This window comes from candidate division KSB1 bacterium (assembly GCA_016214895.1).
Taxonomy (GTDB): domain Bacteria; phylum Electryoneota; class RPQS01; order RPQS01; family RPQS01; genus JACRMR01.
The window spans coordinates 325,178-342,428 of the sequence record JACRMR010000003.1 but is presented as its reverse complement, the minus strand read 5'-3'; the positions used below and the strand labels follow the sequence as shown (position 1 = coordinate 342,428).

Genomic DNA, 17,251 nt, shown 5'->3' with positions numbered 1-17,251 from the left:
ACTGCTAATTTAATGCCGAAATCGGTGATTGTCAAAGTGCAATCAGCGATAAAGAACGTCAATTCCGCGAAGTAACGCTGACGGAGGAACGAGATCGCCCGATTCGGCCCGGAACCCTGATGGCCGGCGTCACTCCGCGATTTCCCATGCTTTTGCAGAAATTGCGACAGGTTCGAATTGGAGGCTCGGATCGATCCCAAGCTCACGGTGAATTCATCGATGTGGAGGGTCAACTTGACTTCCGCGTGCCGCGTCCGTATATTGATGGAAGTATGAGCAGGATGCGTAACATGCTGAGCGCCGGCTTGTTGATCGCCGCGATCTGCGGCCTGCGCTCCGACGCGCGCGCGGTCACACTGGGCGACTATACGGGCCATGAGGTACAGCCGCATGGTCTGGTGATCCATGCCGGTGAGTCCGGCGTCGTCATCACGCCGTACACAGAGCGCGTTGTGAGAGTGTCGCTGCGACCGCACGGTGAGCCGGGGCTGGACTCGTCCGACGTCGTCGTGCTGAATCCAATCGGCTTCGATTGGACGGTAGCCGTCGGGGAGACGGAACTGACTGCGAGCGGACCGCGCTTCGTGCTGCATGCCGAGCTCCACCCCTTGCGCCTGCGCTGGGGCTTCGACGGGCGAGAACTGGTGCGCGACGACAGCGGCTTCGTCTGGAATGGCGACGCGCGCGGGGTGCGACTCCACGCGAGTCCGACTGAACATTTCTACGGTGCCGGAGAGCGCGCGGATGGGCTTGATCACCGCGGCAGGCTCCTGCAGGGATACAATGCACCGTCCTATTGCTACGGAGAAGGGGCGGAGAATCTGAATATCGCGATCCCGCTGCTACTCTCGTCGCGGGACTATGCGCTGTACTTCGAGAACAGCTTTCCCCACACGCTGGACGTCGGCGGTACGGACTTTGACGTGGTCGAATTCGGAGCGCAGGGGGGAGAGCTATCGTATTTCCTGATGGCCGGGGATTCAGCGCCGGAAGTGCTCGGGGCGTACACAGAACTCAGCGGCCGTCAGCCCTTGCCGCCGCGCTGGGCGATGGGTTATCTTCAGTCACGATTCGGATATCAGAGTGAGCCGGAAGCGCGGGCGTTGGTCAATGCGTTTCGCGCGCAGCGGATACCGCTCGACGCGCTGATTCTCGACCTGTATTGGTTCGGCTGGGGGCAAATGGGAGATCTGGATTGGGACCGCTCGCACTGGGGAAATCCGGTTTCGATGATGGCGGATTTGGCGGTCATGGGTGTGCAGACGATTCTCATTGTCGAGCCGTATATCGTGGAATCCTCGAGTAACTTCGCGGAATGCTACGGCGCGGGATATCTGACGCCGGACTCCGCGGGGACACCTGTCATCATGCCGCAATTCTGGGCAGGCAGCGCGGGACTGCTGGACATCACGCTGCCGGCCGCGCAAGATTGGTACTGGACTTTCTACGGCGATCGCGTGAATGAGGGCGTCGGCGGCTGGTGGTCGGACCTGGGCGAGCCGGAACTGCATCCCGCTCACATGGTGCATGCCGCCGGGTCTGCCGCGCAAATCCACAATGTGTACTCACTGCGCTGGGCCAAGCTGCTGTTTGAGCGTTACGCGGAAGAGTTTCCCGCCACGCGGCTATTCAACCTGATCCGGTCGGGATATGCGGGAATGCAGCGATATAGCGCGTTTCCGTGGTCGGGCGACGTGCAGCGGTCGTTCTCCGGCATGCGAGCGCAACTGCCGATCCTGTTAAGCATGGGACTGAGCGGCGTCGCGTTCTGCGGCAGCGATCTGGGCGGGTTCGATTGCGGCCCGCTTGATCCTGAGCTTTATATTCGTTGGATGCAAATGGGTGCGTTCGCGCCGACGATGCGCGCGCACGGTGTAAATGTGCCGACGGAACCGGTGAATTTCGACTCGACAACACGGCGGATCGTCGCGGATTTCATTCGACTTCGTTATCGATTGCTGCCGTACAACTACACGCTGGCCTGGCAGAATCATGCAACGGGAATGCCGCTGGCGCGGCCGTTATTCTTCGATGAGCGGACGGCTGAGACCGCCGATCTCTACGATGAGTATCTATGGGGGCCGGACTTGCTGGTGGCGCCAGTAACCATCACCGGGGCGCGCGCACGGGACGTACTGCTGCCGCCCGGTCGCTGGATCAACTTCTGGTCAGATGACTCCTACGCGGGTGGTCAGACGGTGCCGATCGCCGCGCCGCTCGAGCAGATGCCCGTGCTGGTGCGGGCGGGGAGCATCCTCCCGATGGCGCCAGTCGTCCAGAGCACCGACGATTATGATACTGACACCTTGACGGTCGAGTACTATCCGGATCCCGATGTGCCGTCGGCGGAGTTCACGATTTACGACGATGACGGTCACACGCCGAATGCGTATGCGCTCAACCAATATGAACACATCCGCCTGCGCAGCGCCTGGAACCCCGTGAATTTCGTGCTGGAATTCCAGCGGGAGAATCACGGTTTTCCGGGAGCGCCCGCGAGCCGAAAGATGTACTGCCGGCTGCATCGGGTGAGCGAGCCGCCGGTGAGCGTGAGACTCGAGGGAATCGAGCTACCCGTCGTCGAGGATTCCATTCAGTTCAGTCAAGCCGATTCGGCGGTGCTCTGGAGTTCGCCGTCCCGATCGCTGCAACTCTGCTTCCGTTGGACGGGAGTCCAGAGCGACGTGGAAGTGGAAGGCTTGCAGATTCTTGAGGTCGCGTCGCGGAAGCAGGTGACGCCGGAGGCGGCACGACTGGTCGATACCTACCCGAATCCGTTCAATTCGATGACGACGATCCGTTATGAGTTGCCGGGAACCCAAGCGGTTGCGATATGCGTATATGATTTGACCGGACGCAGGGTCGCCGTACTGCACGAAGCGACGGAGTCGGCGGGGCAGCATCGCATGTCATGGGATGCGCGTGGATTGGCCTCGGGAATTTACATTGTCCGACTCGAAACCTCCGGGTCGGCAGGGGCGATGAAGACGGTCCTGCTGAAGTAGATTGCCGCCCTCGCGAATCGCCGCGTGGCGAATACCCGTGCCGGTGGCTGCAGAGCGGGATCGCCGGTTCCGCCTTTCAAACTTACACGGAGAGACTTCATGAGCTTTGTCCTCAGCGCCCGGGCCGCGGGCGGAATCGACGATGTTGAGGCCCGAATCGTCGCCGCACTGAAAGAGGTTGGCTTCGGCATTCTGACCCGCATCGAGGTCAACAACGTGCTGCGCGAGAAGCTCGGCGTCGAGACTTCGCCCTACCGCATCCTCGGCGCCTGCAATCCAACGCTTGCGCACGAGGCGCTATCGAGGCGCCCGGAAGTCGGAGTCTTTCTGCCCTGCTCGGTATGCCTGCGTCAGGAGGCGGATGGGACCGTCTCGATCTGGGCGCTCAATCCGGGGGCCGTTGTTGAGACCTTACAGGACGCCGAGCTGTCGCCGCAGGGCGCACGTGCGAGAGAACTCATCGAGAACGCGATCGGTTCCGTGACATAGCGAAGTCGTCGGTCGCGGCGATGCTCCGATACCGGCCGCGCGAGGACGCACGGCTCGGCCGTGGTCGGCACTTGAATGCACTGCGCCGAATGGCGAAGCAGGTCCCCGCGGGGGCCTGTTTTCATTTCGTGAAGGTGCGACTAATCCACAGGCAGCGCCTCGAACAGCCAGAGCAGGACGCTATTCTCGCGGAACCAGCCGCGTGCGGACAGGCGGAGCGCCTGATCGGAGATGGCGCAAGAATCCGCGGGAAGCGTACGCGCTTTCCGCCAGAGTGTCGTGGCCGCGGCAGCACCGAGTCGGGCGACCGCGGCGTCATAACCGATCCCCTCGCAGCGGCGGAGCGCGAGAGACAGCCACTCCTCGATGAGTTCGCGCGGCGAGGAAATCCACTCGCGGGAGATCGGCAGTTCGCCGCGCTCGATCCGCGCGTGCCATTGGTCAACGTCCGCGACGTTGGCAAATCGACGCCGCTCGCCGTCGAAGGAGTGGGCCGACGGTCCGAGACCAAGGTACGGCGCGCCGGTCCAGTAGGCGGAGTTGTGCCGCGAACGCAAGCCCGGCTTGGCGAAGTTTGAGACCTCATAGTGCTCGTATCCGGCTGAGGTCAGGCGTTCGTGCGCAGAGATGTACAACTCGAATTCGAGGTCTTCATCGAGGGGCTTCACCCGCCGCTGCTCCCGCCAGCGATAGAGCGGCGTCGCTTCGTGATACTCGAGATTGTAAAGGGATACGTGTTCCGGATCAAGTGCGAGCGCGCGATCAAGATCGGTCTGCCATTCCGAAATCGACTCGCCAGGAAGACCAAAAATCAGATCGAGGGAAAGATTCGAAAACCCGGAAGCGCGGGCAGCGACGATTGCCTGTTCGATTTCGACGGCGGTATGGTCGCGGTAGAGAATTGCAAGCTTGCGTTCGGAAAAGCTCTGGCCGCCGAGCGAAAGGCGATTGACCCCGGATTCACGAAGGCGTGTGAGCGAATCCAGCGTGACCGTGCCGGGGTTGGCTTCGAGGGTAACCTCCGCATCGGCTTCGATTCTGAACAGTCGCGTGGTTTCAGTCAGAATAGACGCGATTTCCGCTGGCGATTGAAGTGAGGGAGTCCCGCCGCCAAAATATGCCGTTTGTACGGGTCCGGTCGCCCATGGCGTCGCCCGAGTGGCGAGGGAAAGCTCGGCACGGATGGCCGTCGCTAGTCGTTCTAAGTCCCCGTCCTTCGGGACTTTTTTGTAAAAGTCACAGTAAGGGCAGCGGCGACGGCAGTAGGGCAAGTGAAAGTACAGATGAAATGGCATTCGTCTTGCTCACATGACTATGGTCGGTTCAAGAGATTCCTCAACAGAAGCCGTAATTATTTACTTTTGCTAAACTTCAGATCGATTGCTGATGTGCGGTTGCCCTGTCCAAACGACTTGTTTTTGCTGCCGCCAGTGCTATAGCGCCGCGTAATGTAATGCCAACCCGCCGACCACACATCGATACTCATCGCGAGTCCAGCGCGGCCTCCCCCGGTCCCGACGTGTCACCCGATACACCGTCGGCGCCGAGCCGTGCGCGGGGCCTGGCCGATGCCATCACGTCCCTCCTGCCGGGCATTCGCGGCCAGACAGCCTCAACTCCGCCGCCGCAGACCCCCCCCACCAATCCCGCGGTAGAAGAGCCCGAGCTCCTGGACCTGCTGTTGTCCGGCCCGGATGCCATGCTCGTGATTCACCGCCAGGCGGGCGAGATCGTGGAGGTCAACTCGCGATTCTGCGCCTGGACCGGGATTACGCGCACCAACCTGCTCGGAAAGCCGATCGCGTCGATCTTCGCGGAATCGGAACAGCGCGCCGTCAAGAAGCTGTATGCCGAAGCCGGCTCGGGCGGGATTCACGTGATCGAGTTGCCCAGCGCCGAGACGTCTTCCACCGCGTACCTGGTCGAGTTCACGTGCTCAGTGAGTCCGCTCGGCGGCGGGCAGTTCGCGGTGATTATCGGCCGCGACGTGGGCGAGCGCGCAATGACCGAACGTTATCTGCGATCTGAACGTGATCGCATGAACGCGATTATTCGCTCGATGCGCGACGTGCTCGTCATGCTCTCCAGTTCCGGGGATATTGAGTACGCCAATCCCGCCGCGGAACAGACGTTTGAACCGTTCGAGCTGCCGATCGTGTGTCATCGCTGGCTACAGACGTTTTCCAAGGACGAACGGACGGACTTGCAGGGAATGACTTCGGCGTATGTGGGCAAGACCATGGAGCTGGAAGCGACCAACGGCCGCGTGTTTCTGGTCACGCGGAGCTTTTTGTTCGAGAGCTCGCAGCGCGCGAATATCATGCTAATGGCGAAAGATATCACGGATCAGAAAGTCGTCGAGCGACAGAATCACCAGCTCGAGCTTGAATTGATGCGCGAGACCAAACTGGCCGAGTTCGGAATGTTCTCCGCGGGCATCGCCCACAATTTGCGCGGGCCGTTGACCGGGATTCTCGGCTTCTGCGATCTGCTCGACATGAAGCATGTCGAGCTGAGAGAGATCCAGCAGATCCGGCAACAGGCACTGACCATGAACGCCATCATCTCCAACCTGATGCACAAATCGCGCAGCGAACAGGAGACGGAGCCGCAGGACCTGATGCTGGAGGATATCGTGCGGACCGAGCTGCAGTTCCTTGATGCGAATCTGTTCTTCAAGCACAACGTCGAGAAGATCGTCGAGACGGACTCGAATATCCCGACGATTCACGGCGTTTACAGCGATCTGTCGCAGGTGATCGGCAATTTGTTGCGCAACGCGATCGATGCGATGCATGAGAGCGATCAGAAGGTGCTGACGGTAAAGCTCTGTCGCGAAGACAAGTCCATTGTATTTGCCGTAACGGATACCGGGCACGGGATTCCCGAGGAACTCAAGCAGAAAATCTTCCAACCGTTCTTCACGACCAAGCCCAAAGCGAATGAAGCGATACCGGGAATGCCAACCGGAACCGGTCTCGGACTTTCCAGCAGCCGGGGCATTCTGGCCCGCTATGGCGCGGATCTACAGCTGGAATCGAGTGTGGGTCGGGGATCGACCTTCACGATTCGGTTTCCGCTGAATCGAAAGTACGCCGCGCAGGGCGCGAAAGAACAAGGTTAGTCCCCCGCCGTTCGGGCGCTTAGCTACTCGCATCGGTGCGTTCGCGAGCAACTTGACTTTGGTCAAGTTTTTTTTTACTTTAGATGCGCCTCGGTTCCTGCCGAGGGTTCTTGCGTTACGGTAAGCTCAATCAGAGGAGGCGTGTTATGAAGGCGCTGTTCTCTGTCTTGGTCATGCTCGCGTTAGCCTGCAGTGGAGCAGTTGGTCAAAGGGAGTCGGGCGGATGCGAACTTTGTGCCAGTGTCGAAACAACATCGTGCAATGGGTTCACTCATTGCCCCGGTTCGGGACTGTGGGCAACTTACTCGTTCACGGCGCCGTGCACGGATTCTTACACATTTCGCGCCCGATTGCAGGACTGCGCATCCGGACACAGTGTCTATCAATGCATTGGATGCGCCGAACTGCGGGACTCGAATGGGAACCTCGTGCAGTCTGGCTCTATCACTCTGGTTGATGATGGTTGGGGTTGTGAAGAACCTTATGACCGCTACACCAGCGTCGGTCTCTCTCAAGGACAAAGTTACACAATCTATGTGAGAATGGGTCGATGCCCGGTGACAACAACTTCCTGCTCACAATGCGTTTGCAAGCTCAAGGCGAGGGTGTATGGCGATGATGGCGACTGCACGGCCTGGTGACGGTCGTCTGAGACTCCTCATCGCTCTGTGCACGTGTGTCGTCAGCGTCTTCCATGAAAACCACACGTTTGCCGCTGTCCTGCGCGTGCCGCACGACTACCCGACGATTCAGACCGCGCTTGACGCGACAGCCGCTGGAGACACGGTCTCCGTGGGGTGGGACACCTATGCAGAAGCGTTGATCGGTCCGCCACATTCATTTGCGCTGTTTGGCGACGTCGGCGATGACACGACGGAAGAGTCGCGGCCCACGATCAGTCCGCCGCAGGGTGAAGGCGACGATACTTCGGCTTGCCTACTGCTGGGTTCCAGCCCGTCATGCGCACTTGCAGATCTGAGATTTGTGAACGGGCCATGGATGTATCCGCGCGAGCCGGCGGCGCTTGATCTGGGCGGTGTGCGATTCACGAGCAGCGGAGAGATCAGAGTCGTCCGATGCACCTTCGATTCGACCACGGGAGGCATCTCGCCAAGCCAGTACGATTTGCGACCGCGTATCGACGTCAGGCAATCCGTGTTCCGGGATGTCGCCGGTGGGTGTGTGCACGGACTTGGCCCACTTACCGTCATTGGCTGTCACGTAACAGGAACACAGTACGCCGGGTACTATGGCCGCGACAGCACACTGATCGAATCTTGTCAGTTTGATGGTGTGTTCGTGGGCGGATGGGTGACGCTCGTGGTTAGCGGCCCCAAAGTCGTCCGGAACTGCCTGTTCGGGCCGGGTACCCAAACGAGTTACTGGCAGCCCATGTTCAGGAGTAGGACGCACGAATATCTCGAGCTATCCGGAAACGTCTTTCAAGTTCTTGGGTTGGCTACGATGATCGCGGATGTTGTGGTCAGAACCGCGGACACCGTTCTGATCTCTGTAAACTTGTTCGAGGGAAACATGGCGCTTCCCGACGGAGCCGGGGCGGTATTCAGGATTTCCGAGTCGCCCTCGGAGCGGGCCGAAAGCGCACAGGTCACGATTGAGGGGAATCTGTTCGAGCGGAACATGGCCGATGAGCCCACAGGCGACATCGCGTTGTGGCTGACGGCTGATCTCCAGCGTTCGCCGCTCATTCTTCAGCGCAATCTGTGGCTGCACAACATGCCGGAGTCGGGAGTATCGGTCAATATTCGAGACAGCATGCGGTTGCACACGTTCCACGACAACGTGTTTATCGGGAACGGCGTGGCACTGGTGGCAATGGGTGATCCCGCCGATACGCTTGACGCGCGCTGGAACTACTGGGGAGCTGAGACCGGTCCGCGCTCGCCTGAGAACCCGGAAGGTACGGGAGACGAAGTGCGCGGCCCTGTGCTGTTCGACCCGTGGTATCCCGACACGAGTTTTGTGACTGCGAGTGAGCCAGGTGTTCCCGCACCGGAGCAGTTCGCGCTGAAGGCCTACCCGAATCCGTTCAATGCCAGCGTGACTCTGGAACTGGAGGTCGCGAAACCAGGTATTGTGCGTGTCGAGTTGTTCGATCTACTGGGCAGAAAGGCGGCGGAGGTCTGGCGCGGGGCGATCACTGAGCGCAGGAAGATCCGGTTTGACGCCAGCGGCCTGAGTTCGGGCATCTATTTCGCGCGGGCTTGGTCGCCGATTGGAAGGCGGAATCTCGCCACGACGAAAATCGTGCTCATCCGGTAAACGCACGGCACCCGTGAGGGTGCCGCTGGCCGATTTCGGAAATCACGGCACCTGCGGGTGCCGTTTCTGTGATCGCGATCAGATCAGGTAGATCGTGAAGAAGAGGAAGATCCAGACCAAGTCCACAAAGTGCCAGTACCACGAGGCCGCGACGAAACTGAAGTGACGCTTCGGATCAAAGTGACCAAGCCGCAGGCGAAACCAAACCATCGCCAGCATGATGATGCCGGTCGCGACGTGCAGGCCGTGAAAGCCGGTCATCGCGAAGAAGTGTGAGCCGAACATGCCACTCTGCAGCGTGAAATTGTCGTAGGTCTTGAGGAAACCGTATTCATGCGCTTGAAACGCCATGAAGATGACGCCCAGCACAATCGTGATGAACGTGAACAGTTTTGCGCGCGAACGATTGCCCTTGACCAGCGAAACATGCGCGAATTCCATCGTCGCCGAACTTGACATCAGGATCAGCGTCGCAATGGCGGGGAGCGTGGTATCGATATGCGGCGCGCCTTCCGGCGGCCAGGCGGGGAAGTGCCAGCGGGTGTAATAATGATGCGCGAAGAAGGCGCCGAAAATCGCCGCTTCAGAGATCAGAAACAGCTTCAGGCCGTGACGCATCCACTTGTCGTCTTCCTGAATGTTGGGCAGCGCGGCGGTTTCTTTGATCACGGAGTTGGCCCAACCCATCATGCAGATGACCGTGCAGACGCCGCCGAGCATCAGGAGCATCGGCCCCCCGCCGCCACTGCCCCACATCGTCAGCAAGAAACCAATCGGGAGCAGCATGATCGACATCGCCAGCGCGATCGGCCAGTAGCTGGGCTCGGGCAGATGAACGTCGTCGTTGTGTTGCCCGGCAGGCTGGTGGGAAAGTGTGCTCATGGACGAATTTGAAATTTAGAAATCAGAAACCGATAGACCGAGAAGATGCCAGCCGGGTTGCGAGGACATACCCCGGCTCGGCGCAGCAAGGCTCAATGGTAGAGAATGCGCTCTGTCGGCAGGCCGAAATGGCAGAGATACCACGACCCGAGCAGCATGACCGCCAGTACGCCGGCAGAAATCCATAGCGCAAGCCGGCGATTACGCCGACGAGTCCCGGCGTCAACGGCGGGCACCGCGCTCACTTGCCGGCTCCGGCAGCGTTATCCGCGACATTGCTGACGTTGCGCCCGAATTCCATCTCCGCCGGATTCTTTTCGAATAACGTGTAGTGCAAAGTCACCTGCTCGATCTCGTCATTCAACTCCTTCGATAGAATGCTGATGACGGGAAACGTCTTCTCTTCGCGCGGCAGCATCATTTGATCGTCAAAGCAAAAGCACTTCGTCATCGTGAACTTCTTGGCCGCGTCTTCCGGCAGGATCGAATGCACCGGACGGAAATAGACGGTATCATCCGACATGTTAACAAAGTTGTACGCGTTCTCGAACTTCTGGCCGAGATGAGCCGTCATGATCGAGCGCTTGGGCCGGAAATAGACCGGAAGATTTCCGGCCGCGACGCCGGTGAACAGGACCTTGACCTCGCGGCCGCCCTCACTCTCCGACACATCCGTCAAGGGCGACTGACCGAAGCCAATCTTCTGGCAGAAGATGCGGAACAGCGGCACCTGCGCAAAGGCCACACCGAACATGATCAGCGTGACGGGAATCATCAAATAGAGCAGGAGCTGGCGGTTCTTCGACCTCCGCTCGCGGGCAACTTGTTCGCTATCCATGGTTCTCTTGCCGCCGGCGCCGGAATCCGGCGCGGCTGTGTAGCGCTTCCGCCGGGCGCAGGTGCCCGACCCCGGATCAAATCCGAATGACTCGATCGGCCATCATCGCGACGAAAAGGACCATCAAGTAGATAATCGAGTACTTGAACAAGCCCCACGCGTGCGTATTTTCGTTGCCCCGCCAAATGCGAAAGGCCTTATACACAAACAATCCACCCAGTCCGATCGCAAACAGCAGATAGACTAAGCCAGCCTGAACGGCGAGTAACGCCAGACTAATTCCGACCATCCACAGGGTGTAAATCAGAATCTGGCGCCGGGTTTCCGCGTCACCCTTGATCACCGGCAACATCGGAATCGAAACGTTCGCATAATCGCGCTTCACGCAGAGCGCCAAGGCCCAGAAATGCGGCGGCGTCCAGAAAAAGATGATCAGGAAGAGAATCCAGGGGGTCGGCGCCAGCGTGCCGGTCGCCGCGGCCCAGGAAATCACCGGAGCCATCGCGCCCGCCGCCCCGCCGATGACGATATTCAAGTACGTGCGTGGCTTCAGCCAGAGCGTGTAGAAGAAGCTGTAGAACAGAATGGTGCCCAGCGCGGCGGCCGCACTGAGCAGATTGAACCGCAGACCGAAGAGCGCCAGCGCGCCGATTCCAAGCACCGTGGCAAAGACCACGGCTTCGCGCGGCGTCACGGTATGCCGCGGCAGCGGGCGACGCGCGCGCGTGCGCCCCATCTGCGCGTCGAGGTCGCGTTCGAAATACTGGTTGAGCGTGTTCGCACAGCCGCCCGTAAAGACCAAACCGACGATAACCGCGAGAAACTTCAGCGGCTCGTGCAGCAGGCTGCCTTCAAGCACCAGCGCCGTGGCACCCGTGAGAATCACGAGTGTCAGGATCGACGGTTTCATCAGTTGAAGGAACTCGCGCCAGCGGGACATGGCTGAAATGTGAAAGGAGAAAGTGGATTCCGAATCCGGCAGGGTTGCGAATCTTTAACCCGGCTCGGTGCTAACTACGTGGTTAATCTGCCGCTGGGTGCGTCAGTTCGTGGGTCAGGGCAAGCAGCGTTGTATAGAGTAATAAACCCATCGCCAGATGGGAAAAAGCAAGCCACATCGGAACTTTGAACAGCAGGTTCCCGATTCCCAAGAGCAGTTGCAGCACGAGAATGGTGGTCAGCGCGCGCAAGGCGATGCGGCCGCGAGAGGAAATGGGCGCCAAGATACTGCGACCCACCAGAGCGATCACCAGGCCCGCGGCGACGAAAGCCAGCCAGCGATGAATAAACTGGATCAGGACCTGATTCTCAAACAGATTCATGATCCCCGGCGTGTACCAATCCGCCCACAGCAGATGTAACGGCGGGATCCAATACGAGCCGATCTGGGGCCACGTGTTCAGAGTCAGTCCCGCGCCGGTACCCGCAACCAGGCCGCCCGTTACGATTTGCAGAAAGATGCCGCCCGTGGCAAACCACGCGAGCCGGCTGCGAACTTCACGCACCGAGCCGGAACCGGTACGCGACAGGCTGAGTGCCGTCCACAATAGCAAGCCGAAAAACAAGAAGGCCATTCCGAGGTGCAGCGCGACCGCCGCCGCCTGCAAGTCGAGCTTGACCACGATTCCGCCCAAGACCGCTTGCGCCACCAGTAACCACGCCGCCGAAACCATGCGTTGGCGTACGACCGCCCACAGCGCGGGATTACGTTTCGAACGCACGAATAGCGCCAGAAATACAATTCCCACGAGGGCCGCGAGGAAGCGATGGAAATACTCGACGGCGAACATGCGCTGAAATTGCGCCGCGGTCAAGTTCGCCGCGACGTCGGGATAGCGCACGGCATAGGTCTGGAAGACCGTCTCCCAGCCGTCGCCCGTGAATGGCGGAAGCAAGCTGCCGTTGATCAGCGGCCATTCCGGAATCGACAGCCCGGAACCGGACAGCCGGACAATCCCGCCCCACAGAATCAGAATGGAAACCAGCGCGCAGAGCAATAGCAACCACGAGGCCAGTCGGCGCGCGGGCGAAGTCGCAGACACAACAGAGGGTTCGCGCGAACCCTCCTCAATGTGACCGGCGGATAAGGCGGTACCCATCAGGAAACGACCGGTAATCTTTTGAAATTCTCTTTCGGCGGCGGACTCGACGTCGCCCACTCCAATGTATGTTGGATGTCGTTGACTGCCCACGTATCCTCGGCAGCGGCAATCTCACCGCTGCGCAGCGACTTGATCACATTGACCATGTAGATCACCCCCCCGACCAGCAGGAACAGATAGCCGTAGGAGATAAACGAATTCATCGACTCAAATTCGGGGCGATACGTGTAAACGCGGCGGGCCATGCCGATCAGACCCAGCCAGTGCATCGGCAGGAAGACCCAGTTCATCCCAATCACGAACAGCCAGAAATTCCAATTCCCAAGCTTCTCGGACAGCTTGCGGCCCGACATCTTGGGGAACCAGTAATAGGTCGCGGCCATCAAGGCCATGATGGACCCACCGAATAACACGTAATGAATATGCGCGACGACAAAGTAGCTGTCATGCACTTGCACGTCCACCGGAACATTCGCGAGAATAACGCCGCTGATCCCGCCGATCACGAACAGCGACACGAAACCCAGCGCGAACTTCATCGCCACCGTGAAGCGCAGCGAGCCGCCCCACAACGTTGCCAGCCAGGAGAATACCTTCACGCCCGTCGGGACGGCGATCAGCATGGTCATGAACGAGAAATAGGCCCGCAGCCAGGGCGCCATGCCCGCCGTGAACATATGATGCGCCCAGACCATGAAACCGAGAATGCCAATGCTCGCGATCGCGTAAACCATGCCCGTGTAACCAAACACACGCTTGCGCGAAAAGCTCGCGATGACGTGACTGATGAGACCAAAGCCGGGCAAAATCATGATGTACACCGCGGGGTGCGAATAGAACCAGAACAGGTGCTGATACAGCAGCGGATCGCCGCCCTCCGAAGGCCGGAAAAAGCCCGTCCCGAAATGACGATCCAGGAGCGCCATCGTGATCGCACCGGCGAGCACCGGGGTCGCCACCAGGATCATCGTGGCGTTCACGAGCCACGACCAGACGAACAACGGCATCTTGAACAGCGACATGCCCTGCGTGCGCATGTTCAGGATTGTGACGATGAAGTTGATCGCGCCGAGGATGGAGGAGATGCCGATCATGTGGATCGCGAGAATCCAGAAATCGACGCCCGCCGTGCCGCTAAACTGCTTGGACGCGAGCGGCTGATAACCGGTCCAGCCCGCCGCCATCGCCCCGCCCTTCATGAAGAACCCGCCAAAGGCCAGGACCGCGGCCGGGACCAGCATCCACAAGGAGAACGCGTTCAGCTTGGGGAAGGCCATGTCACGCGCCCCGATCAGCAGCGGAACAAAGTAATTGCCGAAGCCGGTGAAGGCGGGGATGATCACGAAAAAGATCATCAGCGTCGCATGCATCGACAGCATCTGATTGTAGAACTCCGGAGTCAAGTAGCCGGAATTGGCGCTCGACAGTTGCAGCCGAATCAAGCCCGCGAAACCGCCGCCGAAAATCGCCATGAACAAGCTGAACCAGAGGTAGGCGATCCCGATCTCCTTGTGATCGGTGGACGACATGTACCTCAGCAACACCGGTTTCTTAGCTGTCGATACGCTGCTCATGCGCCCCCTTCTGCGAGAGTTGCGATTGCGTGTTCTGTCCGATCACGGCCGGCGCCACGGAACTTGCCGGGGGCGCCGCCTGCGGTGCCGTCGTGTCCAATGCCTGAACCGCCTTGGACTGCGCCCAGGCTTCAAATTCGGCCTCGGGCAAGACCTTTACATTGATCAGCATCTCGCCATGCAGCGGACCGCACAGTTCCGCGCACTGCCCCTTGTAGGTCCCGGCATCCGCCTTGAACCAGGTATGCGTGATCCGACCGGGATTCGCGTCCTGTTTCACACCGAAAGCGGGCACCCACCAGGAATGGATGACGTCAACACTCGTGCAGTTCAGCGTCACCACCTTGTCAGCGGGGACCACCAACGGCTCGTTGGCGATGCCGAGATTGAACTTCGGATAACGATACTCCCAGAAAAACTGGTGACCGATGACCTCGACCACGAGATCGCTCTTGGGCGGCACGTCCATCTTGCGCAGCGTCTTGTACATCGGGATGGCGAGCAGAATCAGCGTAATCACCGGGACGATTGTCCACACGATCTCCAGCTTCAAGTTCTCGTGAAACGTCGCCGGCTGGTGGCCGCGGGACTCCTTGAACTTCCAGATCGCATAAAGCAGCAACACCTGCGGCAACAGCAGGAATGGCGTGAGCAGCCCCATGGTGATCCAGAAATTCGAGAGCACCTCGCGCGCGATCGGCGTGGCCGGATCGAACAGCCAGGTCGTGATCGGCTTGTCCGCCCACGCGGCCCCCGCCAGAGTGAGCAGACCCAACGGTAGAAAGTAGTGGAACTTTTTTATCATGCGATATGGGAAACGCCGGATTAACGCGCGGCCAAATTCTTGACGTAGGTGTGAAGATCGTCAACCTGCTGCGTCGTCAGCGTCCCGTAGCCCGGCATCAGATCACCGGGCAGGCCATGGGTGATGACTTCAGCAAAGCGCTTGCGATCAGACTTCCAACCGGCATCCGGCTGTTTCAGACTTCCCGTTGCCGCATAGCGATAGGGAGCCACCGCGAGGGTCCGCCAGGTCACGCCGTCGCCGGTGGCGCCATGACAGCGCGCACACTGCTGCGAGAACAGTTCGGCACCCGCGGCGGTGCGATCCACGCGTCCGGCGGCAACCGTTGTCGTCGGATAGACTGTTTCAAGGCTCTTCATGGCGAGCTGAATCGGGATTCTCGGCCCGGCCTTCGTGGTATCACCGGGCAGCGTTGCGGACGCCGTCGCGCCGCCACCGGTTCCGCCGACATCGGGGAACTGGTTGATAATCGCGTCCGTCGTCGGCGTGGGCTTGGGGATCAAGGCGCGGACGTAGTGTGCCATGGCCATCACGTCTTCCGGCGGCAGCAACGCGAACGACGGCATGGAGGTGCCCGGGGAGCCTTTCAGCAGCGTACTGTAGATCGAGAAGATGTCGTCGCCGAATTTGAACTTTTCCGTGTGGTAGTTGCGCGGCTTGGGATTCAGACTGGCCGCGCGATCGCCGTCTCCGTAACCCTTAGGCCCGTGGCAGCTTGCGCAGTTGATCCCGAACAACGGGCGGCCCTTGGCGGCCAGACTCTCATCACGCCCCAGCGCGCGCAAGTCCACTGCCGCCGCTTTCTTCACCGCTTCCACGGGCGGCGGAGCGTTCTTCCCGGCCACCTGACCTTCATCATAGAAGTGGTTGAAAACCCAGAAGAGCGCGAACGCGGCGAAAAAGATTACCGGGACGTAGAAGAAAAGGCTGGTCCGGGATTCGGTGCCGTTCATTCCCACATCCTCCAGTTGACGCTCTCCAGGATGCGCGGGTCGCGGGCAGCCATAATCGAGTTTCTGGCATAGAAGCGCGACACCGCCAATCCGAAGATCCCCGCGAAGCCCAGCCAGATGCCGATTTCCATCCAGCCAATCGGAACCAGCGTCTTGCTGTAGGTGGGCATGACCATCCAGTAGATATCGAGGAACTGACCGACAATAATCGTCCAGCAAACGATGGTCAGCCACGTTTCGTTCTTCTTCTGACCCTGGCCCAGTAAGCCAAAGAATGGCACCACGAACTTGAAGAACGGCAGCGCGACGGTCAGAACCTGCCAGCCGCCGTCCAACCGCTGCATGAAGTAGAACGTCTCCTCCGGCATGTTCGCGTACCAGATCAACATGAACTGGGAGAAGCCGATATAGGTCATAAACACCGTGAACGCGAAGATCAGACCGCCCAAGTCCTTGACATGGGACTGCGTCGCGTACGCCTGCAACGGACCGCCGGGCTGCTTCATCCGGATGAACACAATGGTCAACAGCGCGAGGCCACTCTGGAACATCCCGGCGAAGCAGTACACGCCGAACATCGTCGAAAAGAAGTGATACTGCAAACTCATGATCCAATCAAAGGCCGCTAGCGTAAACGTCCCGGCGAAAATCGGCAGAAAGACGACCGACAAGTTGATCGCCTTGCGGGATAACTTGGCATCGCCGCTGGCATCCTGCTTCACCGACCAGCCCACGAGGACCCGCGCAAACAGCACCCAAACGGCAAGGAATACAAAGCCGCGAACCGTTATCCAGAGCGGACTCAACCACTTCGCTTTGGCCGGCTCCATGTCGGTGGCGCCGTCGTACCACCCATAGAGGTGCTTCATACCCAGCACGACCCCGACAAACAGGACGAGCGCCACGGGCAGATAGGCCGTAAAGCCTTCCGCGAGCCGGCGAATCACGATCATCCACTTCGCATTCGTCGCATTGTTGATCGCGACAAAGAACAGCCCGGCGATACCGAACGCGAGAAACATGAAATAGGAGACGAGATAGCCGTGCCAGGCGCGCGCCGGATCGGATAGTACCGCCGCCGCGAAGGCCGCGACGCCGATCCCTGTCATGCCGATGAATGTCAGGCGCCATTTCGACGCGAGCGCCACCGGTCCCGGATTATCGACTTGTGTTATGACTGCGTGGTGCATGGGAAA

14 protein-coding genes are annotated in these 17,251 nt (G+C 59.7%); 4 read left to right on the top strand and 10 right to left on the bottom strand.

Features of this window, described 5'->3' with window-relative positions:
• The first annotated feature begins 281 nt into the window (after window positions 1-281).
• Both HZB60_03290 and HZB60_03285 read left to right on the top strand, forming a co-directional pair.
• Window positions 282-3,005, top strand: a complete 2,724-nt coding sequence (locus HZB60_03290) for a T9SS type A sorting domain-containing protein (protein MBI5058792.1) — start codon at window positions 282-284, stop codon at window positions 3,003-3,005.
• Between the two features lie 99 nt (window positions 3,006-3,104).
• Window positions 3,105-3,494 carry a DUF302 domain-containing protein gene (locus HZB60_03285; GenBank protein ID MBI5058791.1) on the top strand — a complete coding sequence of 130 codons (390 nt, stop codon included), beginning with the start codon at window positions 3,105-3,107 and terminating at the stop codon, window positions 3,492-3,494.
• A 140-nt stretch (window positions 3,495-3,634) separates the two neighbouring features.
• On the opposite strand, the gene hemW is transcribed toward HZB60_03285, so the two are convergent.
• Window positions 3,635-4,789 (bottom strand): radical SAM family heme chaperone HemW, encoded by a 1,155-nt coding sequence (gene hemW, locus HZB60_03280; GenBank protein MBI5058790.1) that lies wholly within the window; start codon window positions 4,787-4,789, stop codon window positions 3,635-3,637.
• Between the two features lie 158 nt (window positions 4,790-4,947).
• Here hemW and HZB60_03275 point away from each other — a divergent pair, with 158 nt between their 5' ends.
• Both HZB60_03275 and HZB60_03270 read left to right on the top strand, forming a co-directional pair.
• Window positions 4,948-6,618, top strand: a complete 1,671-nt coding sequence (locus HZB60_03275) for a PAS domain-containing sensor histidine kinase (GenBank protein ID MBI5058789.1) — start codon at window positions 4,948-4,950, stop codon at window positions 6,616-6,618.
• 615 nt (window positions 6,619-7,233) lie between these two features.
• The gene (locus HZB60_03270) at window positions 7,234-8,901 is read left to right on the top strand and encodes a T9SS type A sorting domain-containing protein (GenBank protein MBI5058788.1); all 1,668 of its coding nucleotides are present in this window, start codon (window positions 7,234-7,236) and stop codon (window positions 8,899-8,901) included.
• A 78-nt stretch (window positions 8,902-8,979) separates the two neighbouring features.
• Here the strand turns inward: HZB60_03270 and HZB60_03265 are convergent, their stop codons facing one another.
• The 9 genes from HZB60_03265 to HZB60_03225 form a co-directional block, all read right to left on the bottom strand.
• Window positions 8,980-9,783, bottom strand: coding sequence for a cytochrome c oxidase subunit 3 (locus HZB60_03265; protein MBI5058787.1), 804 nt, complete (start codon window positions 9,781-9,783; stop codon window positions 8,980-8,982).
• 92 nt (window positions 9,784-9,875) lie between these two features.
• The gene (locus tag HZB60_03260; protein ID MBI5058786.1) at window positions 9,876-10,028 is read right to left on the bottom strand and encodes a hypothetical protein; all 153 of its coding nucleotides are present in this window, start codon (window positions 10,026-10,028) and stop codon (window positions 9,876-9,878) included.
• Window positions 10,025-10,621, bottom strand: a complete 597-nt coding sequence (locus HZB60_03255) for a cytochrome c oxidase assembly protein (protein MBI5058785.1) — start codon at window positions 10,619-10,621, stop codon at window positions 10,025-10,027. Before HZB60_03255 ends, HZB60_03260 begins: the two co-directional genes overlap by 4 nt.
• A 76-nt stretch (window positions 10,622-10,697) precedes the next feature.
• Complete coding sequence (locus HZB60_03250; protein ID MBI5058784.1) at window positions 10,698-11,561, bottom strand: protoheme IX farnesyltransferase; 864 nt, start codon at window positions 11,559-11,561, stop codon at window positions 10,698-10,700.
• A gap of 82 nt (window positions 11,562-11,643) precedes the next feature.
• A complete protein-coding gene (locus HZB60_03245; protein ID MBI5058783.1) occupies window positions 11,644-12,720 on the bottom strand; it encodes a COX15/CtaA family protein in 1,077 nt (358 codons plus the stop codon).
• Window positions 12,720-14,297 carry a cytochrome c oxidase subunit I gene (gene ctaD / locus HZB60_03240; protein ID MBI5058782.1) on the bottom strand — a complete coding sequence of 526 codons (1,578 nt, stop codon included), beginning with the start codon at window positions 14,295-14,297 and terminating at the stop codon, window positions 12,720-12,722. Before ctaD ends, HZB60_03245 begins: the two co-directional genes overlap by 1 nt.
• Complete coding sequence (gene coxB, locus HZB60_03235) at window positions 14,275-15,102, bottom strand: cytochrome c oxidase subunit II (GenBank protein MBI5058781.1); 828 nt, start codon at window positions 15,100-15,102, stop codon at window positions 14,275-14,277. The genes ctaD and coxB overlap by 23 nt, the downstream gene beginning before the upstream one ends.
• 20 nt (window positions 15,103-15,122) lie before the next feature.
• Complete coding sequence (locus HZB60_03230) at window positions 15,123-16,055, bottom strand: c-type cytochrome (protein MBI5058780.1); 933 nt, start codon at window positions 16,053-16,055, stop codon at window positions 15,123-15,125.
• Complete coding sequence (locus HZB60_03225) at window positions 16,052-17,245, bottom strand: molybdopterin oxidoreductase (GenBank protein ID MBI5058779.1); 1,194 nt, start codon at window positions 17,243-17,245, stop codon at window positions 16,052-16,054. The genes HZB60_03230 and HZB60_03225 overlap by 4 nt, the downstream gene beginning before the upstream one ends.
• Window positions 17,246-17,251: the final 6 nt, after the last annotated feature.

What these genes read in the sequence shown, in the direction of transcription:
- HZB60_03290 (MBI5058792.1), top strand. Translation starts at nt 282, where the DNA reads ATGCGTAACATGCTGAGCGCCGGCTTGTTGATCGCCGCGATCTGCGGC.
- HZB60_03285 (MBI5058791.1), top strand. Translation starts at nt 3,105, where the DNA reads ATGAGCTTTGTCCTCAGCGCCCGGGCCGCGGGCGGAATCGACGATGTT.
- hemW (MBI5058790.1), bottom strand. Translation starts at nt 4,789, where the DNA reads ATGCCATTTCATCTGTACTTTCACTTGCCCTACTGCCGTCGCCGCTGC.
- HZB60_03275 (MBI5058789.1), top strand. Translation starts at nt 4,948, where the DNA reads ATGCCAACCCGCCGACCACACATCGATACTCATCGCGAGTCCAGCGCG.
- HZB60_03270 (MBI5058788.1), top strand. Translation starts at nt 7,234, where the DNA reads ATGATGGCGACTGCACGGCCTGGTGACGGTCGTCTGAGACTCCTCATC.
- HZB60_03265 (MBI5058787.1), bottom strand. Translation starts at nt 9,783, where the DNA reads ATGAGCACACTTTCCCACCAGCCTGCCGGGCAACACAACGACGACGTT.
- HZB60_03255 (MBI5058785.1), bottom strand. Translation starts at nt 10,621, where the DNA reads ATGGATAGCGAACAAGTTGCCCGCGAGCGGAGGTCGAAGAACCGCCAG.
- HZB60_03250 (MBI5058784.1), bottom strand. Translation starts at nt 11,561, where the DNA reads ATGTCCCGCTGGCGCGAGTTCCTTCAACTGATGAAACCGTCGATCCTG.
- HZB60_03245 (MBI5058783.1), bottom strand. Translation starts at nt 12,720, where the DNA reads ATGGGTACCGCCTTATCCGCCGGTCACATTGAGGAGGGTTCGCGCGAA.
- ctaD (MBI5058782.1), bottom strand. Translation starts at nt 14,297, where the DNA reads ATGAGCAGCGTATCGACAGCTAAGAAACCGGTGTTGCTGAGGTACATG.
- coxB (MBI5058781.1), bottom strand. Translation starts at nt 15,102, where the DNA reads ATGATAAAAAAGTTCCACTACTTTCTACCGTTGGGTCTGCTCACTCTG.
- HZB60_03230 (MBI5058780.1), bottom strand. Translation starts at nt 16,055, where the DNA reads ATGAACGGCACCGAATCCCGGACCAGCCTTTTCTTCTACGTCCCGGTA.
- HZB60_03225 (MBI5058779.1), bottom strand. Translation starts at nt 17,245, where the DNA reads ATGCACCACGCAGTCATAACACAAGTCGATAATCCGGGACCGGTGGCG.